This is a genomic window from Micrococcus lylae NBRC 15355, assembly GCF_001570885.1.
Lineage (GTDB): Bacteria > Actinomycetota > Actinomycetes > Actinomycetales > Micrococcaceae > Micrococcus > Micrococcus lylae.
On the sequence record NZ_BCSN01000039.1, the window covers coordinates 1 to 24,762 of the forward strand.

The 24,762-nt window shown below is 72.8% G+C and carries 24 protein-coding genes; 9 read left to right on the forward strand and 15 right to left on the reverse strand.

Annotated elements, in window-relative coordinates; translation table 11 throughout:
- Nucleotides 1–30 precede the first annotated feature (30 nt).
- On the reverse strand, nucleotides 31–618 hold the full coding sequence (locus MLY01S_RS08580) for a GIY-YIG nuclease family protein (RefSeq protein WP_070639655.1): 588 nt from the start codon (nucleotides 616–618) through the stop codon (nucleotides 31–33).
- Nucleotides 619–732: 114 nt separating this feature from the next.
- Between MLY01S_RS08580 and MLY01S_RS08585 the strand changes: the two genes are divergently transcribed.
- Together MLY01S_RS08585 and MLY01S_RS13070 are read left to right on the forward strand one after the other, a co-directional pair.
- Entirely contained in the window at nucleotides 733–1,620 is an 888-nt protein-coding gene (locus MLY01S_RS08585; RefSeq protein ID WP_067191186.1) for a spermidine synthase, read from the forward strand.
- Complete coding sequence (locus tag MLY01S_RS13070) at nucleotides 1,613–2,665, forward strand: DMT family transporter (protein WP_067191188.1); 1,053 nt, start codon at nucleotides 1,613–1,615, stop codon at nucleotides 2,663–2,665. The genes MLY01S_RS08585 and MLY01S_RS13070 overlap by 8 nt, the downstream gene beginning before the upstream one ends.
- A 3-nt stretch (nucleotides 2,666–2,668) precedes the next feature.
- Here the strand turns inward: MLY01S_RS13070 and MLY01S_RS08595 are convergent, their stop codons facing one another.
- From MLY01S_RS08595 to MLY01S_RS08620, 6 genes are all read right to left on the reverse strand, one after another.
- Nucleotides 2,669–3,439: a DUF1648 domain-containing protein gene (locus tag MLY01S_RS08595; RefSeq protein WP_067191190.1), complete on the reverse strand. Its 771-nt coding sequence runs from the start codon at nucleotides 3,437–3,439 to the stop codon at nucleotides 2,669–2,671.
- Nucleotides 3,436–3,771 (reverse strand): PadR family transcriptional regulator, encoded by a 336-nt coding sequence (locus tag MLY01S_RS08600; protein WP_067191192.1) that lies wholly within the window; start codon nucleotides 3,769–3,771, stop codon nucleotides 3,436–3,438. The genes MLY01S_RS08595 and MLY01S_RS08600 overlap by 4 nt, the downstream gene beginning before the upstream one ends.
- Nucleotides 3,772–3,841: 70 nt before the next feature.
- Nucleotides 3,842–5,191: a hypothetical protein gene (locus tag MLY01S_RS08605; RefSeq protein ID WP_067191194.1), complete on the reverse strand. Its 1,350-nt coding sequence runs from the start codon at nucleotides 5,189–5,191 to the stop codon at nucleotides 3,842–3,844.
- Entirely contained in the window at nucleotides 5,188–5,955 is a 768-nt protein-coding gene (locus MLY01S_RS08610) for an ABC transporter ATP-binding protein (protein WP_067191196.1), read from the reverse strand. Before MLY01S_RS08610 ends, MLY01S_RS08605 begins: the two co-directional genes overlap by 4 nt.
- A gap of 220 nt (nucleotides 5,956–6,175) precedes the next feature.
- Nucleotides 6,176–6,433 carry a glutaredoxin family protein gene (locus tag MLY01S_RS08615; RefSeq protein ID WP_067191198.1) on the reverse strand — a complete coding sequence of 86 codons (258 nt, stop codon included), beginning with the start codon at nucleotides 6,431–6,433 and terminating at the stop codon, nucleotides 6,176–6,178.
- 107 nt (nucleotides 6,434–6,540) lie between these two features.
- Nucleotides 6,541–7,635, reverse strand: a complete 1,095-nt coding sequence (locus tag MLY01S_RS08620) for an LD-carboxypeptidase (RefSeq protein WP_067191200.1) — start codon at nucleotides 7,633–7,635, stop codon at nucleotides 6,541–6,543.
- A gap of 159 nt (nucleotides 7,636–7,794) precedes the next feature.
- On the opposite strand from MLY01S_RS08620, the gene MLY01S_RS08625 reads away from it, so the two are divergent.
- The 3 genes from MLY01S_RS08625 (at nucleotide 7,795) to MLY01S_RS08635 (ending at nucleotide 11,019) form a co-directional block, all read left to right on the forward strand.
- Complete coding sequence (locus MLY01S_RS08625; protein WP_070639501.1) at nucleotides 7,795–9,009, forward strand: FAD-dependent monooxygenase; 1,215 nt, start codon at nucleotides 7,795–7,797, stop codon at nucleotides 9,007–9,009.
- A gap of 275 nt (nucleotides 9,010–9,284) precedes the next feature.
- On the forward strand, nucleotides 9,285–10,319 hold the full coding sequence (locus MLY01S_RS08630; RefSeq protein WP_067191204.1) for an NADP-dependent oxidoreductase: 1,035 nt from the start codon (nucleotides 9,285–9,287) through the stop codon (nucleotides 10,317–10,319).
- Nucleotides 10,320–10,536: 217 nt separating this feature from the next.
- Nucleotides 10,537–11,019 carry a DUF2871 domain-containing protein gene (locus tag MLY01S_RS08635; RefSeq protein WP_067191206.1) on the forward strand — a complete coding sequence of 161 codons (483 nt, stop codon included), beginning with the start codon at nucleotides 10,537–10,539 and terminating at the stop codon, nucleotides 11,017–11,019.
- 230 nt (nucleotides 11,020–11,249) lie between these two features.
- Here MLY01S_RS08635 and MLY01S_RS08640 read toward each other — a convergent pair whose 3' ends face one another.
- Nucleotides 11,250–11,642 (reverse strand): hypothetical protein, encoded by a 393-nt coding sequence (locus tag MLY01S_RS08640; protein WP_067191208.1) that lies wholly within the window; start codon nucleotides 11,640–11,642, stop codon nucleotides 11,250–11,252.
- A 460-nt stretch (nucleotides 11,643–12,102) separates the two neighbouring features.
- On the opposite strand from MLY01S_RS08640, the gene trpB reads away from it, so the two are divergent.
- Nucleotides 12,103–13,398, forward strand: a complete 1,296-nt coding sequence (gene trpB / locus MLY01S_RS08645) for a tryptophan synthase subunit beta (protein ID WP_082739998.1) — start codon at nucleotides 12,103–12,105, stop codon at nucleotides 13,396–13,398.
- Nucleotides 13,399–13,591: 193 nt separating this feature from the next.
- Here trpB and MLY01S_RS08650 read toward each other — a convergent pair whose 3' ends face one another.
- Nucleotides 13,592–14,707, reverse strand: a complete 1,116-nt coding sequence (locus MLY01S_RS08650; protein WP_067191210.1) for a dipeptide epimerase — start codon at nucleotides 14,705–14,707, stop codon at nucleotides 13,592–13,594.
- 2 nt (nucleotides 14,708–14,709) lie between these two features.
- The gene (locus MLY01S_RS08655) at nucleotides 14,710–15,876 is read right to left on the reverse strand and encodes a DUF819 family protein (protein WP_067191212.1); all 1,167 of its coding nucleotides are present in this window, start codon (nucleotides 15,874–15,876) and stop codon (nucleotides 14,710–14,712) included.
- Nucleotides 15,877–16,153: 277 nt separating this feature from the next.
- Here MLY01S_RS08655 and MLY01S_RS12460 point away from each other — a divergent pair, with 277 nt between their 5' ends.
- Complete coding sequence (locus MLY01S_RS12460; RefSeq protein WP_067191214.1) at nucleotides 16,154–16,963, forward strand: DUF6226 family protein; 810 nt, start codon at nucleotides 16,154–16,156, stop codon at nucleotides 16,961–16,963.
- A gap of 31 nt (nucleotides 16,964–16,994) precedes the next feature.
- Here the strand turns inward: MLY01S_RS12460 and MLY01S_RS08665 are convergent, their stop codons facing one another.
- Nucleotides 16,995–18,623 carry an amidohydrolase gene (locus tag MLY01S_RS08665; RefSeq protein ID WP_067191216.1) on the reverse strand — a complete coding sequence of 543 codons (1,629 nt, stop codon included), beginning with the start codon at nucleotides 18,621–18,623 and terminating at the stop codon, nucleotides 16,995–16,997.
- A gap of 159 nt (nucleotides 18,624–18,782) precedes the next feature.
- Between MLY01S_RS08665 and MLY01S_RS08670 the strand changes: the two genes are divergently transcribed.
- Nucleotides 18,783–19,406, forward strand: coding sequence for a GNAT family N-acetyltransferase (locus MLY01S_RS08670; protein WP_067191218.1), 624 nt, complete (start codon nucleotides 18,783–18,785; stop codon nucleotides 19,404–19,406).
- A gap of 19 nt (nucleotides 19,407–19,425) precedes the next feature.
- Here the strand turns inward: MLY01S_RS08670 and MLY01S_RS08675 are convergent, their stop codons facing one another.
- The gene (locus MLY01S_RS08675; RefSeq protein WP_067191220.1) at nucleotides 19,426–21,885 is read right to left on the reverse strand and encodes a YhgE/Pip domain-containing protein; all 2,460 of its coding nucleotides are present in this window, start codon (nucleotides 21,883–21,885) and stop codon (nucleotides 19,426–19,428) included.
- Nucleotides 21,885–22,658, reverse strand: coding sequence for an ATP-binding cassette domain-containing protein (locus MLY01S_RS08680; protein ID WP_067191222.1), 774 nt, complete (start codon nucleotides 22,656–22,658; stop codon nucleotides 21,885–21,887). The genes MLY01S_RS08675 and MLY01S_RS08680 overlap by 1 nt, the downstream gene beginning before the upstream one ends.
- A 95-nt stretch (nucleotides 22,659–22,753) precedes the next feature.
- Here MLY01S_RS08680 and MLY01S_RS08685 point away from each other — a divergent pair, with 95 nt between their 5' ends.
- Nucleotides 22,754–23,362 (forward strand): TetR/AcrR family transcriptional regulator, encoded by a 609-nt coding sequence (locus MLY01S_RS08685; protein WP_067191224.1) that lies wholly within the window; start codon nucleotides 22,754–22,756, stop codon nucleotides 23,360–23,362.
- A gap of 100 nt (nucleotides 23,363–23,462) precedes the next feature.
- On the opposite strand, the gene MLY01S_RS08690 is transcribed toward MLY01S_RS08685, so the two are convergent.
- Together MLY01S_RS08690 and MLY01S_RS12655 are read right to left on the reverse strand one after the other, a co-directional pair.
- Complete coding sequence (locus MLY01S_RS08690; protein ID WP_067191226.1) at nucleotides 23,463–24,506, reverse strand: DMT family transporter; 1,044 nt, start codon at nucleotides 24,504–24,506, stop codon at nucleotides 23,463–23,465.
- Between the two features lie 58 nt (nucleotides 24,507–24,564).
- Nucleotides 24,565–24,762: hypothetical protein (locus MLY01S_RS12655; RefSeq protein ID WP_169795144.1), on the reverse strand; the 198-nt coding region annotated here is incomplete at its 5' end.

The window sequence follows — 24,762 nt, forward strand, 5'->3', positions numbered from 1 at the left end:
CCAGGAGCGAGGCGGAAGGGGCCGAGGACGTCAGAGGGTCGCGGAGGGACGGGCCTCAGCGGTCAGACGACGGCGCTTCTCGATCAGGGCCTCCCACGGATGGGCGACGCCCTTGAGGTTCAGCGGCGGCTCCAGCTCATCGACCACCTCGCCGACGACCGCGTGCACATCCCCGGCGTCGACGGCCACGGTGGAGACGGTCAGGTGCTCCTTCATCCAGGCGGTGAGCCGGTCCTCGGCGTCCGGGGTCAGGGCGAACTTCACGGTGCGGGAGCCCGGCGACCGCGGGACCAAGGCCAGGTCCAGCTCGTCGAAGAGCAGCGCGGCAAGGCTGCGGCGCAGGGTCGAGCTCTCCGTGCGGCCCGAGTGGAAGTGCCCGCGGACGTCACGTCCGAGCAGGGACGTCGGGGCGGCGCCCACGTAGAGGAGGTTGTCCTCGAAGGCCACGGCGTCCAGGCCGAGCTGGGCGATCGCGGCGTCGTCAGCGGCCACGGCGAAGATGCCCGGGACGGCGTCCACGCCGGTCAGGTACTCCTCATAGGACACCCCAGCCGCGGTGAGCGCGGCGGCGGCATCCGTGGCCTGCGGGGTCATGGTGGCGGTTGCTGCGGTGTTCATGCCTCCCATAGTGGGACGGGCGACCTTCCCACCCGCACGCGAGTCCATATTATGGACATCATGGCCGCATGGTGAGATGGTCGCCGTGCCCGCCGCAGGTCCATACTGGTCCGCATGGCCCCCAGTTCCAGCCCCTCCGCGCCGCCGCCCGGGTCCTCCGCGCCGCGCTCGGTCCATCTCGGTGTCTCCGGGGAGCTCGCGCGCATCCGCCCGGACGAGCACGGCAGCGGCCACGTCCTTCAGATCGGCGGGCACATCCAGTCCCACGTGGACCTCGCCCGCCCCGGCCACATCCGGTACGAGTACCTGCGGCGCATGGCCAACGTGCTGGACGTCCTGGCCCCGCCCGGGGAACCGATCGACATCCTTCACCTGGGCGCCGGCGCCCTCACACTCCCCCGCTACGTGCAGACCACCCGCCCGGGCTCCGCCCAGACCGTGGTGGACATCGACCGCGAGCTCGTCTCCTTCGTCACCGCCGAACTGCCCCTGCCCGAGGGCACCGCGCTGACCTCCCTGGTGGCCGACGCCCGCGACGCCGCACCGTCCCTGGCCGGCCGCAGCTTCGACGCCGTGGTCCTGGACATCGACGCCGGCGCCGACACCGCACCCCACCGGGCCGGCCGCGGCTTCTACACCGACCTGCTGGGCCTGCTCTCCCCCGCCGGCGTCCTGCTGGTCAACATCGGGGACGAGACCGGCCTGCACCTCCTCGCCGACCAGGCCCGCGAGCTCGAGGCCGCCTGCCTGGACGCCCGGCTCACCGGCGTATGGACCCTCGCCGACGCGACCATGCTCGAACGGCTGTCCTACGGCAACGCGGTCCTCGCCGCCGGCGGCCTGCTCGGGGGACGCCTCAGCCCCGACGGACGCACCTGGGAGGGGGCCGTCGTCGAGAGCCGGGAGCTGACCGGGCGACTCACCGCCGCCGGACCGCACCCGGCGGCCGTGCTGGATCCGGCCGGGACCGCCGGCCTGGTGAGGAGGATCGGCCTTGCCTGAGCAGACCACGACGACGGCGCGCGCCTCCGCCTCGCCCCGCACCCTCATGGCTGTCCTGTTCGCCCTCTCCCTGGTGGCCGGCGCCGTCACTCCGCTGCAGGGGCGGGTGAACTCGGCCCTCTCCAGCGCCGTGGCGGACCCGATCCTGGCCGCGCTGATGTCCTTCTCCTCCGGCTTGGCGGCCATGGTGCTGGTGACCCTGCTGGTGCCCTCCGGGCGGCGGGCGGCGAGCGAGGTGCTCCCGGCCCTGCGCCGCGGGCAGGTGAGGTGGTGGTACTACTCCGCGGGGTTCATCGGTGCGTGTCTGGTCTTCACACAGTCGCTGACGATCCCGGTGATCGGGGTGGCGGTGTTCACGGTGGCGATGGTGACCGGGCAGGTGGTCGGCGGCATGGGCGTGGACCGGCTCGGCCTGACCCCGGCGGGTGTGCAGCGGATCGGTCCGCGCCGGCTGGTGGGTGCGGCCCTGGCGCTGGCGGCCGTGCTGGTGGTGGTGTGGCCGCAGCTCGGTGAGGCGCTCGGCGGCGCAGCGAACACGGGCGGAGCGGGTACGGACGCAGGTGCCGCGGAGGGAGCCGGCCTCCTGTGGCTGCTCATGGCCGCGATCCCGGTGGTGGCCGGCTTCGGCACGAGCGTGCAGCAGGTGTTCAACGGCCGGCAGTCCGCCGCCTACGGCTCGCCGATTCCGGTCACCCTGATCAACTTCCTGGCCGGCACTGCGCTGCTGGGGCTGATCTACCTGGGCAAGGCCGTGGTGGCCGGAGCGTCCGGGCCGCTGCCGGCGGTGTGGTGGATGTACATGGGCGGCCCGCTGGGGTGCGTGTTCATCGGGGTCTCGGCACTGCTGGTCCCGCGGATCGGCGCGTTCCTCACCACGCTGGGCCTGGTGGCCGGGCAGCTGCTCGGCTCGCTGCTGCTGGACACCGTGGCCCCCGTGGACGGTGCAGCGGTGTCCGCGTGGACCGTGGTGGGCACGCTCGGCGCGCTGGCCGCCGTGGTGCTCGCGTCCTGGAGTGGAGGGGTGAAGAGGGTGCCGCGGGCCTGAGGGTCAGCCGAGGTCGCGACACTGCTCGGCGCGGCGGCCGGCACGAGCCAGGCCGAGGAGGCTCGTGCCTACGGCAGCACCGAGCCCGGTCAGGAACGAAGGGCCGAACCACGGCGCCCTCCCCTGCGCGGCCACGCGGCCCACGGTGGTCATGGCGGCAGCCGCGGCGGCGGCGGTGCCGGAGGCGAGCAGACCGGCACGCCGTCCGCCGTGGCTCGTGGAGAGCCCTCCACAGAGGGCGAGACCGGCGCCCGTGGTGGCGGTGACGATGTCGATGACCGCGGCGACCGGCCTCGACACCGTGCCGTCCACCTCCCCGACGAGGTTCCAATGGTTGGGCAGCGTCTCGGGCAGCGAGCGGCCGCGGACCGCGTAGTGGGCCAGCACCGCGGCGGCGAGCACGGCCGGGCCGACCGCGGCTGCCCGGAAGGCCGCGTCCGGGGTGGCGGCAAACGGCACATCCTCCGCATCCGGTTCGATCACGCCGAGCTTCACCGCGAGCGCGCCGAAGTTCACAGCCCATCCGGCGCCGACGGCTCGGGGAACGAGGACCTTCTCCGAGGCAGGGTCCCACCAGGTCGCCTTGAGGCGCTCGGCCGTGGGGCGACGGAGGTCGTAGGGCATGCCGAGCACGGTGCCCGTGCCGCGGACGGGCTCGGGCGAGCGGCCGTCGTCGTGGTTCCGGGCGTCCAGCTCCAGGAGGAGGTCCACGTCCTCGGCGACGGCCCGTAGGTCGGCGGAGGCGGGGCTGTCATGGCGGGCGTGCGTGTTCATCGCTTCTCCTTCAGGATCTGGTCGACGCCGTCGCGGACGAGGCGCCAGGCGGCGGTGAGGTCGGACAGGCGCTCGATGCCGGCGTCCGTGAGGTGGTAGACCTTGCGCGGCGGACCTGCCGGTGACTCCTGCCAGGTGGAGGCGATGAGGCCGTCCTTGAGCAGGCGGGAGACCAGCGGGTAGACGGTGCCCGAGGTCAGCGCGAGCGCGGGGTGCTCGGCGAGCTCGTCCACGATCTGCTGGCCGTAGCGGGGGTCGTCCGCCAGCAGGCCGAGGAGCGCGAGCTCCACGACGCCGCGGCGGATGCCGGGGACCGATTTGTTGCGGGACATGGTTCTAGGTTAGACCTAAGTACATTGTGGAGCAAGTGTCTTGCCGGGCAAGCCCCTGCCCTGCCTCCGGTCAGGCCGCCAGCCCGTGCGCCGTCAGACTGCGGCGCAACGCCGGACGGGTGACCTCCACGCCGCCGCGGACCAGCAGCACGCCGGCCACCAGGCAGGCGCCGGCGGTGACCAGGGACACCGGAGCGAACACCGCGGCCGCGCCGATCACCGGAGCCGCCGAGATGAGCGCCGCAGCCAGGCTGAACACCAGCACCGTGCCGAGGGCGGACATCACGGCGCGGCGGCGCATCGCATGGACGGTGTGCACGTCCATGCCGGCCATCACCAGGCCGCTGTGCAGGTCCGCGCGGTCCAGCAGCTGGGCCGCCTGCGAGATCGCCACCGAGCAGGCGGCCAGCAGGAAGGAGACCACCATGGTCACGAGCACACCGGTGCCCAGGTCTGCGGTCAGGTGCCGCTCGCTCGCGGTCAACGCGGCGCCGTCAGCCTGGAACGCATTCGCCATGCCGAAGCCGGCGGCACCCACCGTGCCGATGTAGACCGTGAGCGCCACGCCACCCACCTGACGCCAGGCCAGGCGCGGGTCCTCCAGCACCAGCCGGGCGGCCACCAGGCGTTCGGCGCTCTTCGCGCGGCGCACGCGACGGCGGGCGGTCACGCCCAGCACCCACGGTCCGATCGCATGGACGGCCAGCATCGGTGCCGCCATCGCGGCGATCGCCAGCGCCACCGCGACGGCGACCTCCTGCGCGGCGCCCATCACCGTGGCGGCGACCTGCGCGGCGACCAGTACGCCGACCGCCACCAGCACGCGCACCCACACCACCCGGCGCGGGCGCTGCCGGGTGCGCACGCCCAGCGGGGTGACGGCCACCCGGCGCAGGCCGAGCAGTGCGGAGAGCGCGCCGAGCAGGACCACGCCGGCCAGCACCAGCAGGGTGAGCGGGACGCCGATCCACTGGCTCGCCATCCCCACCTGACCGCCGGCGAACGGCAGCAGGGCGATCAGCGGCACCAGCACCGCCCACCCGGCCAGCCCGACGACGGCACCGGCCGCCGCCAGGACCGTCGCCTCCGCAACGGCCAGGCCCGTGATGGTGGCGCTCGACGCGCCGAGCAGGCGCAGGGAGGACAGTCGCTCATCCCTGCGCCGGGCCAGCAGTCGGGCGGCGGAACCGGCCAGGGAGGTCAGGGGGAACAGCAGCAGCACGAGCGCGAACCCGGAGAGCATCCGGTATATGCCGGCGACCCCGTCCTCGGGCAGCTGGAGGGTGAAGAAGAAGTGGACGCCGCCGGCCACGCCCAGGGTCAGGGCCGTGACCACCGCGAACGCGGCCACCGGCAGGGCCCAGACGCTGCGGTCGGCGAAGAGGCGGGACAGGAACAGGGACAGCACGGCGCGGTTCATCGGGTGGCCTCCTCGTGGGCGGCGGCGTCCGGGCGGCGGACGTCGTCGAGGATCCGGCCGTCCCGGACGCGGACGAGGCGGCCGCAGCGGGCCGCGACGTCGTCGTCATGGGTGACCACCACGAGCGTGCGGCCGCGGGAGACGGTGGAGTCGATCAGGGCGTCCATGACGGAGGACGAGGTGTCCGAGTCCAGGGCGCCGGTCGGCTCGTCTGCGAAGACCACGTCCGGTTCGCCGGCCTGGGCGCGGGCGATCGCCACCCGCTGCCGCTGCCCGCCGGAGAGCTCGCCGGGGCGGCGCTCCTCCATGCCGGCCAGACCCAGTGCGGACAGCCAGGACGCGGCCACCTGCTGGGCCTCGGCACGGGCGGTGCCGCGCAGCATCAGCGGCATGGCCACGTTCTCGACGGCGGTGAGCTCGGGCAGCAGGAGGCCGTCCTGGAACACGAAGCCCAGGCGCTCCCGGCGCAGACGGGCCCGCTCGCCCTCGCCGAGGGAGGTGATCTCCAGCGGCTCGCCGCCGTGCAGGCGGACGCTGCCGGCGTCCGGCGCGATGATGCCGGACAGCACATGGAGCAGGGTGGTCTTGCCGGAGCCCGAGGGCCCCATGACGGCCACGGACTCGCCGCGGCCGATCTCCAGGTCCACGCCTGCCAGGGCGTGGACGGAGCCGTAGGACTTCGTCAGACCACGGGCGGTGAGGACCGGCGCCGTGGACGTGGAGGGGGTGATGGTCGGACTGGTGCGGGAGTGCGTCGAACTCATGACTCCAGCATCCTCACCGGGAAACGCGGCGGCATCGGCACCAGGGGCGAACCTCGGTGGGCCCGGATCAGACCAGAGGATGAGTGGCGGGTCGGTCCGCCGACGCAGACGAGGGTGCCGCGGTTGTGGTCTGATCACGTCGGAGGCAGCAACGGCTGCACCCGCGTCGGGCATGAAGCGCCCGGTGTGTGGCGCGCGGCCGGGCCGAGACGGAGCCTGCTCAGATCAGGCCGAGCTCCTCGAGCTTGGCGGCGGTCTCCTCATTGCGCGGCTCCACCTGGTGGGTGCCGTCCGGGAAGACGACCACCGGGATGTTGGTGCGGCCGGAGATCTGATGGGCCTCGTCGGCGCGGGACGGGTCGGCCACGAGGTCGATGTACTCGTAGGACACCCCGAGCTCGTCCAGCTGGCGCTTGGTGCGGAGGCAGTCCCGGCACCAGTCGGCGCCGTACACGGTGAGGGCGGTCTTCTCGCTCATGCCACCAGGTTAGCTGTGGCGGCCCATGAGGTTCCGAGCGCGGCGGCGAGCATGCGGGGAACCGGCCCGGCATGCACCAGAGCAGAGCAGTGCCGCGCGGCGGGCCCTCACCAGAACTGGGTGATCACGTGCCGCATCTCATCCACCTGGACCCGGGCGCGGGCTCCGTTGAGCAGCGGCAGGTGCGGGGGCACGTGGCCGATCTCCACGTCGAACACGACCGGCACAGGCCCGCCGTCCGCGCCGGCCACCCCGGCGAGCGCGTCCAGGACCGCCTCCCGCTGGGTCATCCCCTCCGTCCCCGAGCCGGAGTCCGGGGCCAGGGTCCTGCCCACCAGCACGGCCGCGGCCTGCTCGAACCAGCCGTGCAGGCGCAGGGTGTGCAGCTGCCGGCACACGGTGGAGGCATCCGCCTCGGCGGCCTCCACGTAGACCACCAGCGGACCGTGCTCCCGGGCGAAGGCGCGCACGTCCGCGTACGGCGTTCCGGCGATGGCGGAGAGCACCTCGATGCACCCGCCGACCAGCGTGCCGGTGACGTCCAGGCGGGGGCGGGTGCCGTCGTCGGGAAGCCGTTCCCCGGCCGTGGCGGAGGGGCGCCACAGCTCCCAGGACGCCGCCCGTTGGCCCCGCCACACGTGGGCGTGGGCGTCCTCCAGGGGCGCCCAGAAGCCCTGGACGCCGCTGTCGCGCTGGACGATCCGCCGCCCACCCGGGCCGCCCTCGGCCGTGGCCAGCCGTGTCCAGTGCGCCAGGCCGGCGGGGACCTCGTAGGGGGTGTCCATGAGGTTGTCCCCGTGGAGGGTGGGCAGTCCGGCGTACAGGGTCAGCGGCACCATGAGCGCCACGCAGTCCGAGTAGCCGACCACCCAGGTGGGCTCGGCGGCGCCGATCGCGTCCCAGTCGAGCTCGTCCAGCAGGTCGAGCGCGGTGCCGGGACCGCCCCACGGCGGGACGACGGCCCGGATCTGCGGGTCGCAGAGCATGGCCGTGAACTCGGCGGCCCGTTGCCGCCTGGGGGCGGAGACCCACCGGTCCACGCCGAGGCAGTCGCCGAGGACCACCTCGAAGCCCCGGGCGGTGAGCCAGGAGACGGCCACCTCGAACCGCCGCCGGGCGCCCTCTCCCACGCCGGCCGAAGGCGCCGTGACGCCGATCCGGTCACCGGGACGCAGCGGGGCGGGGAAGCGCAGGGGGCTCATGCGCCCAGGCTATGCGCCCACGTGCGCGCCGCGTGGCCGCCCGTCCCAGCCGGCGGCGGTAGAGTCCATCCCAGACGGGGACCCCGCCCCGCCGGACGACGACGCCCCGGTCAGCGCAGAGACGGTCGCCAACCGGAGACGACGAGGGGAGGGCATGCCATGAGGATCGCAGTGGTGGGGGCCGGCATCGGGGGCCTGGCCCTGGCGGCCGGCCTGCAGGCACGTGGCGCGGACGTGGTCGTCCTCGAGTCCTCCCCCACGCTGCGCTCGGGCGGCACCGCCATCACCATGGCCCCGAACGCCCTGCGCGCCCTCGAGTCCCTCGGCTACGCAGACGCCCTCGCCCAGCACCCCTACACCGTGAGCTCGGACGTGGCGGCACAGCGTTCCCCGGACGGCCGGACCCTGACGCTGCTGCCTTCCGAGATCGTGTCCCGCGTCCGCGTGATGCCGCGCGAGGAGCTGCACCTGATGCTCGCCTCCCAGGTGACCGCCGGGCGGATCCGCCTGGGCTGCCGGGTGGATTCCGTGTCCACGGCGGGCACCGTCCGCTTCACCGACGGGAACGGGGCGGCCCGCACCTGGGCGTTCGACCTGGTGGTCGGCGCGGACGGGTCCCGTTCCGCCGTGCGCCGGGCCTGGCCCAACGATCCCGGCCTGCAGGACGCCGGCTACTCCGCCTGGCGTGCCATCACCCGCGAGCCGGTGGACCTCACCGGCCCGGACGGCCTCGCGGCGGCCGGCGAGACCTGGGGTGACGGCACCCGGTTCGGCTTCGCCCCGCTCGCGGACGGCCGCGCCTACTGGTTCGCCGTGCAGACCAACTCGGTGGTGCACCGCCATGACGACGAACGGCACCTGCCCTCGACCCAGCTGCTGTCCCGCCTGGCCGACCGCTTCGCGCACTGGCACGCGCCCATCCCGCAGCTGATCTCCGCCACCGACCCGGAGGACATGCACTTCACGCGCGCCACCGAGCTGGCCGCGGACCTGCCGACCTTCTCCCAGGGCCGCCTCGTTTTGATCGGGGACGCCGCGCACGCCATGACCCCGAACCTCGGCCAGGGCGGCGCGCAGGCCCTCGAGGACGCCGCGACCCTCGCGATCTGCCTGGACCACCTGCTCACCGACCCGCCCGGCCTGGTGAACTCGGATCGACTGCGCCGCGCCCTCGACCGGTACGACACCCTGCGCCAGCCCCGCATCCGCGAGATGGCGCGCCTGGCCCGCACCCTCGGGACCGTCGCGCACCTGCGCATGCCCGGCGCCGCGGCCCTGAGGAACCTGACGTTGCGCATGCTCCCCGATTCCCGCGTGGAGGAGCCGCTGCACAGGATCATGGACTGGCGCCCGCCGCCGCCCACCGGCCGCTGAGGGCTGCGGCCGTTGAGCCTGCGGCCGCTGAGGTGCCCGCCCTGTCCCTCGAGGCATCCGCCGCCCTGTCCCTCAGCTTTGTGGTGAGAACACACCCTCTGCGTCCCCTGATCCGGCGCCGGTGAGGGTGTGTCCTCACCAGTTCCCGCAACGTCTCGCAGCGTCCCACAACGACGACGGCCGCGATGTCCTCGGCGTCGGCGATGCCGAGGTTCCCGTTGACGTCTGCCTCGCGAGGGTCGACGAGCCCGCCCCACGCCTGACAGAGTCAGAGGATGACTTCCGACAAGGACCTCACCGCGCAGATCCCGACGCAGACCCGGCAGATCGTGCTGGCCTCCCGCCCGCACGGCGCCCCGACGCCTGAGGACTTCCGGCTCGAGACCGTGGACGTGCCGGCCCTCGAGGACGGCCAGGTTCTCGTGGCCAACGACGTGATGTCCGTGGACCCGTACATGCGCGGCCGCATGGACGACGTGAAGTCCTATGTGCCGCCCTTTCAGATCGACGATCCGCTCGACGGCGGCGCCGTGGGCACCGTGGTGGACTCCCGGAGCGACGACGTGCCGGTGGGCACCCGGGTGCTGCACCAGCTCGGCTGGCGCGAGCACGCGGTGGTGGAGGCCGAGCGCGTGCAGGCCGTGGACACCCGGGACGTCCCGGACTCGGCCTACCTCGGCGTGCTCGGCATGCCCGGCCTGACCGCCTACGTGGGCCTGACGAAGATCGCGCAGTTCCAGCCCGGGGACACCGTGTTCGTCTCCGGTGCCGCCGGGGCCGTGGGCTCGGCCGTCGGGCAGATCGCGAAGGCCCTCGGCGCCGAGCGGGTCATCGGCTCCGCAGGCTCCGCCGAGAAGGTGGAGCGCCTGAACGAACTGGGCTTCGACGCGGCGTTCGACTACAAGTCCGGAAACGTTCGGCAAATGCTGCAGGAGGCGGCGCCGGAGGGCATCGACGTGTACTTCGACAACGTCGGCGGAGACCACCTCGAGGCCGCGATCGGCGCGCTCACGGTGGGCGGCCGCGTCGCCATGTGCGGCGCCGTCTCCCAGTACAACGCCACCGAAGCGGCTCCGGGACCGCGGAACCTCGTGCAGGCGGTGGGCAAGCGGCTGCGGCTGCAGGGGTTCATCGTGGCCGACCACCTGGACGTGACCGAGGAGTGGCTCGGCCAGGCCGTCGGCTGGCTGCAGGACGGCACCCTGCGGTTCGACGAGACCGTCCGCGAGGGCCTCGAGAACGCCCCGCAGGCGTTCATCGACCTGCTGGAGGGTGGCAACACCGGCAAGATGGTCATCCGGCTGCGCTGAGCGGCGTGCGGCCCGCCTGCGCTGTGGCAGGCAGACGGACCGGCACGGAGAGAAGGGCCACGGCAGTGAGGGCCGCCAACAGGGGGACCGGCGGGAAGGGCCGTACAGCACCCATCGAACGGTTGACGTGCGCGGGCACCCAGCGAACGGTTGACGTGCGCGGGCACCCATCGAACGGTTGATGTCCGCGGGCAGGCCGCGGCCTAGCGTGGGAGGCATGATGAAGTCCTTCTACGCCGCCGCCACCTGGCTGACGCTGGGGCTGGCTGCGGGCGTCTTCTACCGCGAGTTCACCAAGCTGACCGGCAACCTCGGCGTGGAGTCCGAGCTGAGCCTGATGCACACCCACATCCTGGCCCTGGGCATGATGATGTTCCTGATCGTCCTGGCCCTGGACGCCGTGTTGACGCTCCACACGCGCCGGTCCTTCACCGTCTTCTTCTGGGTGTACAACGCCGGCCTGGCGGTCACGATCGTCATGATGCTCATCCGCGGCCTGCTGACTCTGGACGGCAAGTCCCCGGCGGACACCTCCGCCGCCATTCCGGGCATCGCCGGCCTGGGCCACATCCTGCTCACCGTCGGCCTGATCGCCCTGTTCATGGCGATCCGCGAGGGCCTCGGCGAGCGCCAGGAGCGCCTCGCCGCCCGCCAGTCGCGGCTGCAGTCCACGCGCGAGGCGACCGTCTCAGAGGGCTGAGCCGACCGGCGGAGGCGGGGGCCGTCGTCGTCAGGCCCCGAGCCCCTCGTTGAGGCAAGCCCCCTCGTTTACTGGTGAGGACACACCCTCATCACCTCGTTTACTGGTGAGGACACACCCTCATCACCTCGTTTACTGGTGAGGACACACCCCCTCACCCCCGCATCTCGCGGCTCATGACGGTGTGTTCTCACCACTTGGCCACAGCGCAGGCCACAGCGCAGGACGTCTCAGCCCCGCCGCCGGCCCCGCACCGGCAGCGGCCGGGCACGGAACGCCAGGACGGTCGCGGCGATGAAGCAGGCGACCGCCGTCAGCACCAGGACCTGGCCGAGCGTGCGCGAGTCCGCGACGAGGTCCATGCTCATCACCCACGCCATGAGCGCGAAGCCGAGCACGCCCGCCGCCCCGGACCACCGCAGTCCCGGTCGGAGCAGGCTGACGAGCGTGGCGGCTGCGGCGAGGAGTGCGGCCACCGGGACCAGGAACACTCCGATCCACAGCGCGGGCGGACCGTTGGTGCCCGGCTGACCAGGTTCGGGTGGCGGGGCGGCGGTGCCGACGAACATGGAGCCCAGCGCGCCGGCGAAGACCAGCAGGGCCGCCAGCCACACCCAGGCCACCGGCCGCGCAGGGCGGCGGGTCCCGGGGCCTTCGGAATCGACAGGGCCAGCGGGGCCGGCAGGGCCGGCAGGGCCGGCGACAGGCTCCGACGGTGACCCCGACTCCGACGGCGACCCCGGCTCCGGCTGCTGCCTGCCGGTGCTCGACGGCGGCTCATGCCCTGACATGACGCTCTCCTCTCGATACCCGTTCGCTCAGGCTACGCGTCGCCGCGCAGCCCCCGGCCCACCCGGCACCCCGGACACCCGAACGTCCCGGGCCACCCTGTGAGACACATTCGTCCCATATTCCGCGCAGCCGCCGGGTCAGGAGTAGATTCACTGCCATGCAGACGCAGCAGCAGTGGTGGACCGCCTGAGGGCGGCACTCTCCCCTGCGCAAGCACCGAAGCCGCCCGTCCCCTCGGGCGGCTTCTTCCATGTCCGGCCCGGGTGGACCGCACACGAAGGAGCACCGACGATGACCGTCACCGATCCCTGCACTGCCGACCAGCAGCCCGAGCCCACCACCCTCGCCGAGGCCTGCGACCTCGTCCACACCCCGGACCTCGACATCTCGGAAGACGGGATGTTCGGCACCTACGGCGGCGCCCACCTGCCGCCGCAACTGGCCGGCCCCATGCGCGAGGTCGCCGAGGCCTACGCCGAGGCCCGCCAGGACCCGGAGTTCTACGCCGAGTACGCCCGCCTGCTGCGCGACTTCGTCGGCCGCCCCTCGCCCCTCACCCCGCTCGAGCGCCTCTCGGACGAGCTGGGCGGCGCACGGATCGTGCTCAAGCGCGAGGACCTGAACCACACCGGGGCGCACAAGATCAACCACTGCGTGGGCGAGGCGCTGCTGGCCAAGCGCATGGGCAAGACGTCCCTGATCGCGGAGACCGGCGCCGGCCAGCACGGCGTCGCCCTGGCCACCGCCGCCGCGCTCGTGGGCCTGGACTGTGAGATCCACATGGGCGCCGTCGACATCGCCAAGCAGCACCCGAACGTGGTGCGCATGCGCCTGCTGGGCACGAAGGTGGTCTCCGTGGAGCGGGAGGGCCGCTCTCTGAAGGAGGCCGTGGACTCGGCCTTCGCCGTCTACGCCGCAAACCCGGAGAAGTACCTGTTCGCCATCGGCTCCGTGGTGGGACCGCACCCCTTCCCGACCATCGTCCGGGACTTCCAGGCCGTGGTGGGCCGGGAGTCCCGCCGCCAGATCGTCGAGCGCTACGGCCGCCTGCCGGACGCCGTGATCGCCTGCGTGGGCGGCGGCTCCAACGCCATGGGCGCCTTCACCGCCTACCTGGACGACTCAGACGTCCGCCTGATCGGCGTCGAGCCCGGCGGCCGCTCCCAGGCCAAGGGCGAGCACGCCATGACCATGGGCAAGGGCGTGCCCGGCATGCTCCACGGCATGTCCACCCTGGTGCTCCAGGACGAGGAGGGCACCCCGGACCCGGTGCACTCGATCGCCTCCGGCCTGGACTACCCGGGCGTAGGCCCGCAGCACGCCCGCTTCAAGGAGCTCGGCCGCGTGGAGTACGTGGCCGAGGACGACGCCGCCGTGCTCGACGCCTTCCAGCGCCTCTCCCGCACCGAGGGGATCGTCCCGGCCCTGGAGTCCTCGCACGCCGTGGCGCACGCCCTGCGCATCGCCCCGCGGCTGCCGAAGGAGCAGATGCTCCTGGTCAACCTCTCCGGCCGTGGGGACAAGGACGTGGACTACGTGGCCGAGAAGCTCGGCATCACCGGGGACGCGGACGAGGTCGTGCACTGACTCCACCTGCGGACTTCCAGGATCCGCACAGCCGTCCTCCTCGACGCCACCGTGCCCATCGCCATCGCCCTCGCCCTCGCCGAACGCGAACACCGTGACCCCGGATCATCGACGGTTCGTCACCAGACCTGCGAGAATCTCCGCGACCCGGTGACGAACCGTCGATTATCAGCAGACCCCACCCGGCCGCCGCTCAGCCGCGGTGGGGGTCGTCCTCCGGGCGCAGCATGTCCAGGCCGAGGCCGGGGCCGCCGAGCAGGCGCAGGCGGCCGTCGTCCACCATGCCGCCGGCCGGCAGCGCGGAGGCGAACCAGGCCGGCGGGTCCAGGTCCACCATGGTGATGGACGGGCTGGCGAACGCCAGGTGGGCGGCGGCGGTGATGCCGATCTTCGGCTCCATCATGGCGCCCACCATGCAGGTGACGCCTGCGTCCTGCGCCAGCTGCGCGATCTTCAGCCCCTCGCCGAGGGACCCGGTCTTGGCGAGCTTGATGTTCAGCATGTCCGCGGCCTCGGCGGCCAGGACTCGCTGCGCGTCCGCGGCGGTCCACACGGACTCGTCCGCCATGATCGGGAACGGCGACTCGCGGCGCACCAGGGCCATGCCCTGAAGGTCCGCCTTCGCCACCGGCTGCTCCACGACCTCGATCGGCAACCCCTCGTCGTGCATGGTCTGGAGCATGGTGACGGCACCCTCCGGGGACCACCCCTGGTTGGCGTCGATGCGCAGCCGCACCTCCGGCTCCGCGGCCACGACCGCGTGCAGGCGCTCCACGTCCTCGGCGGTGTCCCCGCCGAGCTTGACCTTGAGGATCCGGTAGCCGTCCGCGACCGCCTCGCGGGCGTGGCGTGCCATGGTCTCCGGGTCCTCCAGGGACACGGTCATGTCCGAGTCGAACGCGGCCTCCGGGTCGAACGAGCCGCCGAGCAGCTCCACCACGGCACGGCCCTCGGCCTTGCCGATCGCGTCCCAGACGGCCACGTCCAGGGCCCCGCGGGCCGAGGACGCGCCGTCCACGACACGCCGGGCGAGCTGCGCGAACTCGTCCGGCGTGCCGGTGACGCCCTCCACCGCCGCACGCAGCGGGCCGGTGAGGTTCGCGACGACGGACTCCGCACTCTCGCCGGTGACCGCCACCGTCTCCGCGGCGGTGCCCTGGCCCACGGTGCCGTCCGCGAGCTGGACCTCGCAGACCGCGTAGGCCACGGCCTCGGTGCGACGCTGTGCCGTCACGAACGGACGCAGCAGGGGGCAGGCGTGCAGCCGGGCGGTGACCCGGACGATCCTGTGGGAACCCGTCGTCGCCATGGTCAGAGCCCCATCATGACCTGGGCGCCGCCGTAGCCGATCCAGGTGCCCAGGATCGAGCCGAGCAGTGCGAAGAGCACACCGACCGGGACCAGGTGACGGGAGAACGTGCCGGCGACCACGGGGGCCGAGGCCATGCCGCCCACGTTCGCCACGGAGGCGACGACCACGGAGAACAGGTCGGTCTTGGTGAGCTTCGCGTAGATCAGCATGAGCACGGCGTGGATCAGCAGGACCACGGCGCCGGCCAGCAGGAACCAGCCGCCCTCGGCGATCGCGGCGAAGTCGGAGCCCGAGGCGAGCTGGCCGATCACCATGAACAGCATCAGGGTGCCGACCTCATGCGAGCCGGCGATCTTGCCCAGCCTGGTCTGGGCGATGATCAGGCCCAGCACCGAGACGATGATGATGGTCCACGAGGTCGCGTTCACGGCGTCGGCGATGGAGGGGATGGCCTCCTCGAGCCAGGAGCCCAGGCGCAGGGCGACCGCGGAGACCAGGAGGCTGCCGAAGGTCAGACCCGCCAGGTTGGTGAGGTTGATGGCGCCCTTCTCCACCTGGGCGTTCTGGATGTGCCGGTCCAGGTAGGCGGTGTCCGCCTTGGTGAAGCGGTTGAACGCGCCGGAGAACACCACGGCGGAGAACATCAGCATCAGCCAGACCGAGTACATGACGGTGTCCGTAATCAGCGCGATGCCGAACGCGGACTCCGGCACGCCGACCATCCCCTGCACGGCGGCCATGTTCGCCGAGCCGCCGGTCCAGGAGCCCAGCAGGGCGCCGAGCGCCTTGTCCGAGCCCTCCGGCAGCAGCGGCTGGAAGATCAGGAAGGACAGGATGAACGCCGCGAAGATGGACACCGCGGTGACGAAGAAGGTGATCAGCAGCTTCGGGCCGAGCTGGATGATCTTCTTGATGTCGCACTGCAGCAGGAACAGGAAGACCATCGCCGGCAGCAGGAAGACGCGCAGCTCCTTGAGCGCGTCGCGCGCCTCGTTGTCCGCTTCGCCGAACACGCCGAGCGTGTTGAGCAGGGTGATGGTCAGGTACATCAGGACCATGGCCGGGACGTACTTGAAGAACTTCCAGCCGGTGGTCTTCTCGAGGACGATCAGCAGTCCGGCGACGCCGGCGACCACACCGATCATGAGCAGCCCGTCGGTGATCACGGGGGCCTCCTAGGTGACAGCCGCACGGTCCGGCCGCCCTTCCTGCTCGGAAGGCGCCGGACGTCCGTGCGGACGGGATACGAGTGGTGGCCACGCCCTCCCCGCCCGCACGCAGCGGGCCGGGGGCGGTGCTCACGGCCCGGGCCTGTGCAGGACCCGCGGCCCCGGACCGGCCGGGCGGAGAAACGTGACGCCGAACACTGTATACGCATGCCGGCCGGACGCGGACCGCGCACGGCTCAGCCCCGAGGCGTGTCAGCAGGTCTAGGCTCGGCCCATGGCACAGATCGAGCAGGTGCAGGCCGAGGTGGACCGGCGCTGGTCCGGCATGGACATGCCGTCCTGGCCGGACCCGCACCCCGGCGCACGGGAGCCTGCGCCCGAGCGGTACTCGCAGGTGACGGACCCTGAGCGCTACGGGATCGTCCACGCGCGCGCCCGCCTCTGGGCGCAGGTGCTGGTGGAGCATGGGGCCCGGGCCGAGCAGCTCACGCCCCGGCCGGTCCCCGACTGGCCCGAGGGCCCGCCTGCCCCGGTGGACCGCCTGATGCGCGTCGATCCCCCGTCGGGCGCCGCCGGCGCCCTCCCCCTGTACCTCTGCGAGACGGACGGGTCCGAGGCGGAGGCGAGTTCCGGCGTCGGGAATCAGCAGGAGGACGACGACGGCCGCTCACCGGACACTGCCGTCCCGCCGTCCCTGCGGATCGCCTGGGGGACGACGGACGTGGTGCTTGACGTGCAGCCGGACTGCGGGTGCGATGCCTGCGACAGCGGCTCCGCCGACCTGCTGGAGGCCGTGGACGACACCGTCCGCAGCGCGCTGGTGGACACCGTGCGGCTGGTCGGCGTCAGGCGCGGACCGGGGCGGAGCGCGCAGCGGGACTGGCAGCTGACCTGGCACGCGGACGGCAACGCCCAGGGGTCCGGGACGTTTCCGGGCGGACGCGGCCTGCGCCGGCACCAGCGGGACCGGGACGCCTGGCGGCGGATGAACGCGGCGTGCGAGCGGATCGCCCGCGGCGAGGAGCCCGACCTGCCGCGCGGCACGCAGGTGACGGTCGGACGGGCCTGGTTCCCTCAGGCGTGACCCCGGCGGCCCGGTCGGGCGGGACGGCGGCTCAGAGCCCGCCGTGCACCCAGACCCCGCCGACGGCGGTGGCGACGACCTCGATGTCCCCGATCTGCTCGGCCGGCACCTCCAGGGGGCTGGCGCCGAGCAGCACGAAGTCGGCGAGCTGGCCGGGGCGGATCTGGCCCTTGCGGCCGCCCCAGCCGGTGGCCACGGCCGAGCCCACGGTGTAGGCGTGCAGGGCCTCGGCGGCGGTGATGCGGTCGGCCGGGGAGAACTCACGGCCTGCGAAGGACCGGCGGAGCACGAAGTCCTGCATCACGCGCAGCGGGGCACCGTGGGTGACGGGGCGGTCGGAGGAGCCGGGCAGGACCATGCCGGCGTCCAGCAGGCGCTTGGCCGGGTAGGACAGCCTCGCCCGCTCCGCGCCGAGTCGCTCCTCCTCGCCCTCGCCGAATGCGGCGATGAAGTTCGGCTGGGTGGCCAGCACGATCCCCAGCCGGGCCATGTCCCGGATCTGGTCGTCCCGGACCACGCCGCCGTGCTCGATCCGGTGCGGTATGCGGGGACGGCCGTAGGACAGCTGCGCCTCCTCGATCGTCTCGATCGCGAAGTCCACGGCGGCGTCCCCCAGGGCGTGCAGCGCCAGGGACCAGCCGGCCGCGGCGGCCGCCAGTGTGGAAGCCCGCATGTGCGCGGCGTCCTGCTGCAGGTAGCCGTACACGTGGTGGCAGTGCTCGTACTCCTGCGTCATGGCGGCGGTGCGGCTCATGATCGAGCCGTCCGCGAAGACCTTCGCCGGGCCGACCTGCAGCCACTCGTCGCCCAGGCCCGTGCGCAGGCCGGCGTCCAGGGTGACGCGTTCGCCGTCGTCGGCATGGCCGGCCACCGGGTGCAGGGCGTCCAGCGTGACCATGGCCTGGAAGCGGGTCTTGAGCATGCCGGCGTCCCTGGCCCGCTGGTAGGCCCCGAACTCCAGGGGGCTGTGGCCGATCCAGCCGCCGGCCACACCGGCGTCCGTGACGGAGGTGAGCCCGTCGGCCGCATACGCCGCGGACGCCCGTTCGAGCGCTTCGGCGATCGACGTGTCCGATTCCGGCTGGAGCAGCCGGTTCACGGAGGACATGGCGGTCTCCTTGAGCACGCCGGTGGGCCGTCCGCCCGCGTCCGTGACGATCTCGCCGCCCTCGGGCTGCCGATGGATCCCCTCGGGGATGCCGGCCATGAACAGCACGGCGGAGTTGACGGTGTAGGCGTGGCCGTGGCTGTGGCGCAGCAGCACCGGACGACCCTTCGCCGCCGCGTCCAGGCCGTCGCGCTCCGGCTCGGGACCGGTCAGCTCGTCCGGGTTGTAGCCGGTGCACACCACCCACAGGCCCGGATCCAGCTGCGCGGCCCGCTCCTCGATGGCCGCGTAGACGGCGTCCGCGCTCTGAAGGCCCTCGAGGTCCAGCTCCAGCAGGGACTGGCCGAACCAGACGGAGTGTGCGTGGGCGTCGTTGAACCCGGGGGTGATGACCTGTCCGCCCGCGTCCACGCGGACCGCCGCGTCCAGGCCCTCGATGCGCTCGTCCACGCCCACGAACACGCCGTTCCACACGCCGAGCCTCGTGGCGGTGGGGCGGTGGAAGTCGCCGGTGATGATCCGGGCGTTCTCCACGATCAGGTCCAGCTGCATGCCTCGGCGGTCCCTTCCGTGTCCGTGCTGTCGGGTGAGCCACCAGTGTCCCCCATGCGTGCGCGCCACGCCTCCCGGCCCGCGTCGGCCGCTTCCCGACGACGGCCGCGCACCGCAGCCTGGGACGTCGCCCTGGCGGCGCCCCCGTACGCTCGAGCCATGACCTCTCCGCGGATCCTGCCCGCCGACCATCCCGACGTCGCCGCCCTGACCGCCGAGGGCTGGACGGTGGCGCAGGAGTCCTGGGCCGCCCGGGCGGAGGCCACGGACGAGGCGCGGCGACGCTGGGAGGAGGCGGCCGCCGTCGTGAAGGAGCTGGGCGCGTTCCGCCCGCTCACCGTGGACGACGTCCCCGCGGCCCTGGCCCTGGACGCCGCCACCGCCGGTGACTACCCGGGCGGGCCGGCCACCGCGCATGCCCCCATGACCGCCGAGTCGGCCCGGCCGACCGATGTCCGCCGCGCGTTCGGGCTCTTCGCCGCGGACGGGGCGCTGACGGCCATGACCTACGTGGACCTCGAGGGACCGGTGGCGGAGGTCGACTTCACCGTGGTCCGTGCGGACCTGCGCGGGCACGGGCTCGGCACGGCCCTCAAGGCCGCCTCGATGCTCGCCCTCGCCTTCCCCGCGTCCCCCGACGAGGGCCCCTCGCCTGCCGTGACCGTCTTCCGCACCGGAGGGGCAGCCGAGAACGCCGCGATCCGGCGCGCCTCCGAGCGGCTCGGGTTCGTGGTGGACGAGCGGTGGCTGACGCTGGCGGCGCCCACCGGGGACCCGGGCTGAGGGCCCGGCCGCCCTGGCGTCAGTGCTGGAGCGCCGGGTGCAGGTCCTTCATGCGGAACCTGCGGCGCCGGTGGACCACCAGCATGTCCAGGGCCAGGGCGGCGGCACCGATCACCAGCAGCACGGTCCACGCCGTCCAGAAGTGCTGATCGGATCCGCCGGAGATCGCGACCCGGAACGCCTCGATCGAGTAGGTCATGGGCATGAACGGGTGCAGCGCCTGGAAGAAGCCCGGCAGCACCGCGGACGGATAGGTTCCGCCGGTGGAGGCCAGCTGCAGGATCAGCAGGACCAGCAGCACAGCGGAACCGGGCGTGCCCAGCGCGTTCTGGATCAGATGCGCGATGAGGGAGAACGTCGCGGCCACCAGGAGCGTGAGCGCCACCGCCCGCACGGGATGCACCGGCTCCAGGCCCAGGGGCACCGTGGCACCCAGCATCACCAGGCTGCCGGCCATCGCCACCAGGCCCACCGGCAGCCACGCCGCGAGCGTCAGGGCCAGCGGGTTCCGGCGTCCGGCCAGCAGCCGGGCGCTCACCGGACGCATGATGTTGAAGGCGGCGATGCCGAACACCCACAGGGCGATGGAGAAGAACATCGGCGCCATGCCGCGGCCGTACACCTCGGCGGAGTGCTCCACATCCATGTTCGCCTTGACCGGACGGGACATCACGAGCGACGCCTCGTCCCGCTCGGCCTCGGTCAGCGCAGGGATCTGCTCGACGCCGTCCTTGAGCTCTGTGGCCAGCTGACCGGCACCGTCCTCGAGCTCGTTCAGCCCCGAACGCAGTGACGAGGAGCCGTCCTTGAGCTCGCCGATGCCGCTGTCCAGCTCCGTGGCTCCGGACTGCAGCTGCGTGGCGCCGTCCTCCAGCTGATGGGCGCCGTCGGCCAACGAGGCGTTGCCCTCGACGAGTTCGTCCGCACCGTCCTTGAGCTCGCCGAGCCCACTCTGCAGCGACCCGGCACCGTCCTGGAGGGCCCCCAGGCCCTGGTCGAGCTCGGTGGCACCCGCGCCGAGCTGCTCGAGGCCGTCCGCGAACCGTCCAGCCCCGTCCGCCAGGGTGTCGGCGCCGGTCTTGGCCTCTCCGATGCCGCCCTGCAGGGTCTGTGCACCGTCGGCCACGGCGTGGGCACCGTTGTTGAGGTCCGTGAGGTCCTTCTTGGTCTGCGCGGCCGCGTTCTCGCCGACGAGGGTCTGCACGCGCTCGTCGGCGGCCGCGGACAGGCCCGCGACCTCCTGCACCCTGTCATTGACCTCGGTGACGCGCTCGTCTGCGCCCACGAGCGCCTTCTGCAGCGCGGCGTACTGCTCCGACTCCGCGAGGTCGGGGTCCTCCTCGCCGAGCTCGGCCAGGGCGGCCTGGGCCTCGGCGATGCGCGCCGACGCGCCCTCCTCGCCCTTCCCGGACGCAGCGCCCACGCGCTGCACGCCCTCGTCCACGGCCGCGACATCGGCGGCCACGGCCTCCTGGCGCTCGATCACGGTGTTCAGGCGGGGCACCACGGTGTCATGGAGCTTCTGGGTGCCGTCGGCCACCTGGGAGGCGCCGTCGGCGAGCTCGGCCGAACCGGTCTGCAGCTGGCCCAGGCCGTCAGACAGGTCCTGGGCTCCCGACCGCAGGGTGGGGGCCTTCTCGGCGAGCTCACCGGCACCGGAGGCCAGCTTCTGGGAGCCTTCCCGGGCCTCGCCCAGACCGGAGCTCAGCTGCGTGGCACCGTCCTGGGCCTGGGAGACTCCGTCCGAGAGCTGGACCGCGCCGGCGGAGGCCTGGTCGGCACCGTCGGCGAGCTCCCCGGCGCCCGTGGCCAGCTCTCCGGCACCCGAGACCAGCTGGGACGAGCCGTCCTTGGCGTCGGCGAGGCCTTCATCGAGCTGGGCGGCACCCTGCCGTGCCGAGGTGGTGCCCTCCTTCAGCTCCGCGGCACCGTCGGCGGCCTCGGACATGCCGCCGCGCAGCTCGTTCAGGTTGTCGAACACGGCTTCGAAGTACGCCTCGATCGCGGACCGGTTCACCGCCGCCTCCACCTTCGCCTCACTCGACGCGGTGACGGAGCCGATCACGAAGCCGTTCGCATCGTCACGGCGCAGGGTGATCTCGGCCTGCTGCGGCGTCCCGCCCCCGTCAGGGCTGATGAGGTTGCTGCTGAGATCGGAGGGGATCTCGAGGATGAGGTAGTAGCGCCCGTCGCGCAGGCCCTCCTCGGCGTCCTCACGGGTGGTCTCATGCCAGTCGAAGTCGTTGTCCTCCACCAGCTTCTCGGTCATGTCCGCGCCGGTGGTGAGGGTGGTGTCCTCGTGCTTGACCGGCTTGTCCTCGTTCACGATGGCCACCGGAAGACGGTCCAGCTTCCCGTAGGGGTCCCAGTTCGCGGACAGGTAGAGGGCGCCGTAGAGCGCGGGCACGAGGACGACGAAGATCAGGGCGAGCAGCGGCAGGCCGCGGCGGAATCGACGGAGTTCGTAGCGGAACAGCATCAGTTCTCCCGGAAAGAGTGCAGGGTGAGGATCACGGCGTCGCGCGGGGTGGGCGCGGAGGCCACGGCACTCACGGCGAACGAGTGCCCGTGGTCCTTGAGGATGTCCATGGCGGAGTAGAGGTGGGTCAGCTCGTCCACGGTCAGAGACGCGTCCACGTCGTCGAAGGTGACGAGCCGGGACGGGCGCAGACAGGCCAGCAGCGCGGCGATCAGCGCCCGGGTCAGCGCAGAGAGCTCCCCCACCTCCGCATCCGAGTCCACTCCCAGGCCGACGGCCTCGGCGAGGAGGGCGAAACGCTCCCTGCCTGCCCGACGCCGGACGCCGTCCAGCAGGCAGCGCTCGTCCACCGCCTCGCGCACGGTGAGTGCCGGCTCGAGCTCCACCAGGTCCGTGACACGGGCGACGGCGGTGAGGGAGCGCAGCGCGTGGGGATGCCGGGACGCGTCGATCTCCGGCCGGTAGGCCCGTGAGGCGGGACGCTCCGCGCTGTCCAGCGCGACGTCCACGGGACCTCCGGTGAGGACGAGGTCCCCGCTCACGCCGTCGAGTCGGCCGGTCAGGGCCAGCAGCAGGGCCGAGCGGCCGGTGCCCTGTGAGCCGAGCACGGCCAGATGGGTCTGCGGCGGCAGCACCAGGTCCACCGGGCCGAAGACGGGCCCCCGGACGGTGCGCAGGGTCAGCTCCTGGGCCACCAGGGTGGACAGGGGCAGATCGTCTCGAGAGGAGTCGGAGGGCGGGGAGCCGGCGGCTGTCTCGGTGTCAGTGTGCATGGGGACGGGATCCTCTTTGCCAGGTCGAGGCAGATTCAATACCATCGGCATTCAGTACCAACGGTATTCAATACCATCGGAATCGAAAGGCTAGCATGGCCACCCGACCCCGCCGTGAAGACGTCCGCGCGGCCATCCTGGAGCAGGCTGCACGGTCGTTCGAGCAGGACGGCTACGCCCGGTCCTCCCTCGCCCGCATCGCCGCGCAGGCCGGGTACACCAAGGGGGCCGTGTACTCCAGCTTCACAGGGAAGCCGGACCTGTTCGCCTCGGCATGTGCATCCCAGTTCGAGAATGTCACGGTGAAGGCCATGGCGGGAATGGCCGACGCCCTGGACGACCCCGGCATGCCTCGTGACGCGCTGGTGGAGCGCATGGCGGACGCCCTGACGGACATCGTGCTGACGACCTCCGGAGCCTGGGCCTCGCTCCTGCACGAGTTCCAGGCGGCGGGTCTGCGGGAACCCACGGTGGGCGCCGCCTACCGGGACCTGACCACCCGGCGCCGTGACTTCCTCGCCGACCTGATCCGCAGGCACCGCGCCCTCGAGAACGTCCCCGCCGCCCAGATCACGCACTCGGCGGGCCTGCTGCTGATGCTCATGCACACCCTGACGGTGGAGCGCCGTCTCGCGCCGGACAGCCTGCAGCCGGAGGACGTGCGGCAGGCCCTGGCGGCAGCCGTGGACTTCCTGCTCCCCTGAGCGAGGCGGACGGAGAGTCGGCCGCCGCATGGTGCGCGGCCGTCGTCGGGAACCCGCGCCCCCGGCGCAAGGGTTCAGCGTGCCGACGGCCGGCATGCGCTCACCTGCCAGGGCCGTCGTCCGGTCCGGCAGGGACGGCGGGACGGTCTCGGCCCGTCGGACGCTCCTGCAGCGGATCTGCCTGCGGCGCGCGGGTCCTCCCGGGTCCGGCGAGCGCGGCGGCGGCCACGGCACCGCACGTGCCGACCACGGTGAGGACGGTGATCTGCGCCCCGCCGGTCGGGGCGAGGGCGTCCACCACCACAGAGCCGAGCAGATTGCCGGAGACCAGCCCGAGGGTGGCGGTGAAGACACCGACGCGGGGCACGAGGATCGCACTGAAGCCGATGAACACGCACCCCAGCGGCCCGCCGAGGTAGAGCCACCACTGGGGGACCAACCCGCCCTGGACGCCGGCGGCCGCCGCCTGCACAACGAGCACCAGGCCGATCACGCCCGCGCCGACCAGGAAGTTGATCAGTGTGGCCGGCAGCACGGATCCGTAGGCGGCGGCCTGCCAGGCGTTGAGGACCTGCTGCCCGCTGGTGGCGAGGCCGATCAGCAGGGGGATCGCAGCGAGCAGGAGCCAGCCGGGGCCGAGCCTGCCGGCCTCCCCCAGCCGGGGCCAGACCACCAGCACAACGGCGGCCACGGCCAGCGCCGCCCCCAGCACCCGGCGGGCGGTGAGCGGCCGGACGCCGGCAGGGCTCCACCCCAGCCGGTCCACGAGGATCCCGCCGATCAGCTGGCCGGTGACCAGGGCGACCGTGAACACGGCGACGCCGATGGTCCCGATGGACCCGGACTGTGCCAGCACCACGCAGGCGCCTGCCGTCCCGGCCCCGAAGTGCCAGGGGCGCACCTGCCCGGACCGCAGCGCCGCAGGCACCCGGGCCAGAGCGCGCCGACCCCGTCCGGTGAGGACGGTGACGGCCAGGATCACCAGGAAGCCTGCGGTGAAGGAGGCGAAGGAGGCCAGCACCGGCTCCCCCGACTCCGCCGCGAACTGCGCGTTGAGCCGCCCCTGCACGGGCATCGTCGCCCCGGCCACGACCGCCGTCGCGAAGAACAGCGCCAGTCGCGCGGCGGGGGTCGGGCGGGTCATGGGTCACAGGGTAGGACCCTCCGCCACGAGCTGTCAGGCGGCGTCCACGGGCCGCAGGTCAGTCCCGGGCGCGGGCCTGCTCCACGATCCCGCGCAGCAGGCTGCGGTTCGCGCTGCCGGAGAAGACCGTGGCGGCCGCGCCGGCGATCCTGCCCAGACGCCCGATGCCGCGCACGCCGCGGGTCAGGGTGAGCAGGGTGCCCCCGTCGGCCGGGGTGATGAGCACGTGCAGGTAGGAGCCGCGCTCGTCCGTGTC

What these genes read in the sequence shown, in the direction of transcription:
- MLY01S_RS08580 (WP_070639655.1), bottom strand. Translation starts at nt 618, where the DNA reads ATGAACACCGCAGCAACCGCCACCATGACCCCGCAGGCCACGGATGCC.
- MLY01S_RS08585 (WP_067191186.1), top strand. Translation starts at nt 733, where the DNA reads ATGGCCCCCAGTTCCAGCCCCTCCGCGCCGCCGCCCGGGTCCTCCGCG.
- MLY01S_RS08595 (WP_067191190.1), bottom strand. Translation starts at nt 3,439, where the DNA reads ATGAACACGCACGCCCGCCATGACAGCCCCGCCTCCGCCGACCTACGG.
- MLY01S_RS08600 (WP_067191192.1), bottom strand. Translation starts at nt 3,771, where the DNA reads ATGTCCCGCAACAAATCGGTCCCCGGCATCCGCCGCGGCGTCGTGGAG.
- MLY01S_RS08605 (WP_067191194.1), bottom strand. Translation starts at nt 5,191, where the DNA reads ATGAACCGCGCCGTGCTGTCCCTGTTCCTGTCCCGCCTCTTCGCCGAC.
- MLY01S_RS08610 (WP_067191196.1), bottom strand. Translation starts at nt 5,955, where the DNA reads ATGAGTTCGACGCACTCCCGCACCAGTCCGACCATCACCCCCTCCACG.
- MLY01S_RS08615 (WP_067191198.1), bottom strand. Translation starts at nt 6,433, where the DNA reads ATGAGCGAGAAGACCGCCCTCACCGTGTACGGCGCCGACTGGTGCCGG.
- MLY01S_RS08620 (WP_067191200.1), bottom strand. Translation starts at nt 7,635, where the DNA reads ATGAGCCCCCTGCGCTTCCCCGCCCCGCTGCGTCCCGGTGACCGGATC.
- MLY01S_RS08625 (WP_070639501.1), top strand. Translation starts at nt 7,795, where the DNA reads ATGAGGATCGCAGTGGTGGGGGCCGGCATCGGGGGCCTGGCCCTGGCG.
- MLY01S_RS08630 (WP_067191204.1), top strand. Translation starts at nt 9,285, where the DNA reads ATGACTTCCGACAAGGACCTCACCGCGCAGATCCCGACGCAGACCCGG.
- MLY01S_RS08635 (WP_067191206.1), top strand. Translation starts at nt 10,537, where the DNA reads ATGATGAAGTCCTTCTACGCCGCCGCCACCTGGCTGACGCTGGGGCTG.
- trpB (WP_082739998.1), top strand. Translation starts at nt 12,103, where the DNA reads ATGACCGTCACCGATCCCTGCACTGCCGACCAGCAGCCCGAGCCCACC.
- MLY01S_RS08650 (WP_067191210.1), bottom strand. Translation starts at nt 14,707, where the DNA reads ATGGCGACGACGGGTTCCCACAGGATCGTCCGGGTCACCGCCCGGCTG.
- MLY01S_RS12460 (WP_067191214.1), top strand. Translation starts at nt 16,154, where the DNA reads ATGGCACAGATCGAGCAGGTGCAGGCCGAGGTGGACCGGCGCTGGTCC.
- MLY01S_RS08665 (WP_067191216.1), bottom strand. Translation starts at nt 18,623, where the DNA reads ATGCAGCTGGACCTGATCGTGGAGAACGCCCGGATCATCACCGGCGAC.
- MLY01S_RS08670 (WP_067191218.1), top strand. Translation starts at nt 18,783, where the DNA reads ATGACCTCTCCGCGGATCCTGCCCGCCGACCATCCCGACGTCGCCGCC.
- MLY01S_RS08675 (WP_067191220.1), bottom strand. Translation starts at nt 21,885, where the DNA reads ATGCTGTTCCGCTACGAACTCCGTCGATTCCGCCGCGGCCTGCCGCTG.
- MLY01S_RS08680 (WP_067191222.1), bottom strand. Translation starts at nt 22,658, where the DNA reads ATGCACACTGACACCGAGACAGCCGCCGGCTCCCCGCCCTCCGACTCC.
- MLY01S_RS08685 (WP_067191224.1), top strand. Translation starts at nt 22,754, where the DNA reads ATGGCCACCCGACCCCGCCGTGAAGACGTCCGCGCGGCCATCCTGGAG.
- MLY01S_RS08690 (WP_067191226.1), bottom strand. Translation starts at nt 24,506, where the DNA reads ATGACCCGCCCGACCCCCGCCGCGCGACTGGCGCTGTTCTTCGCGACG.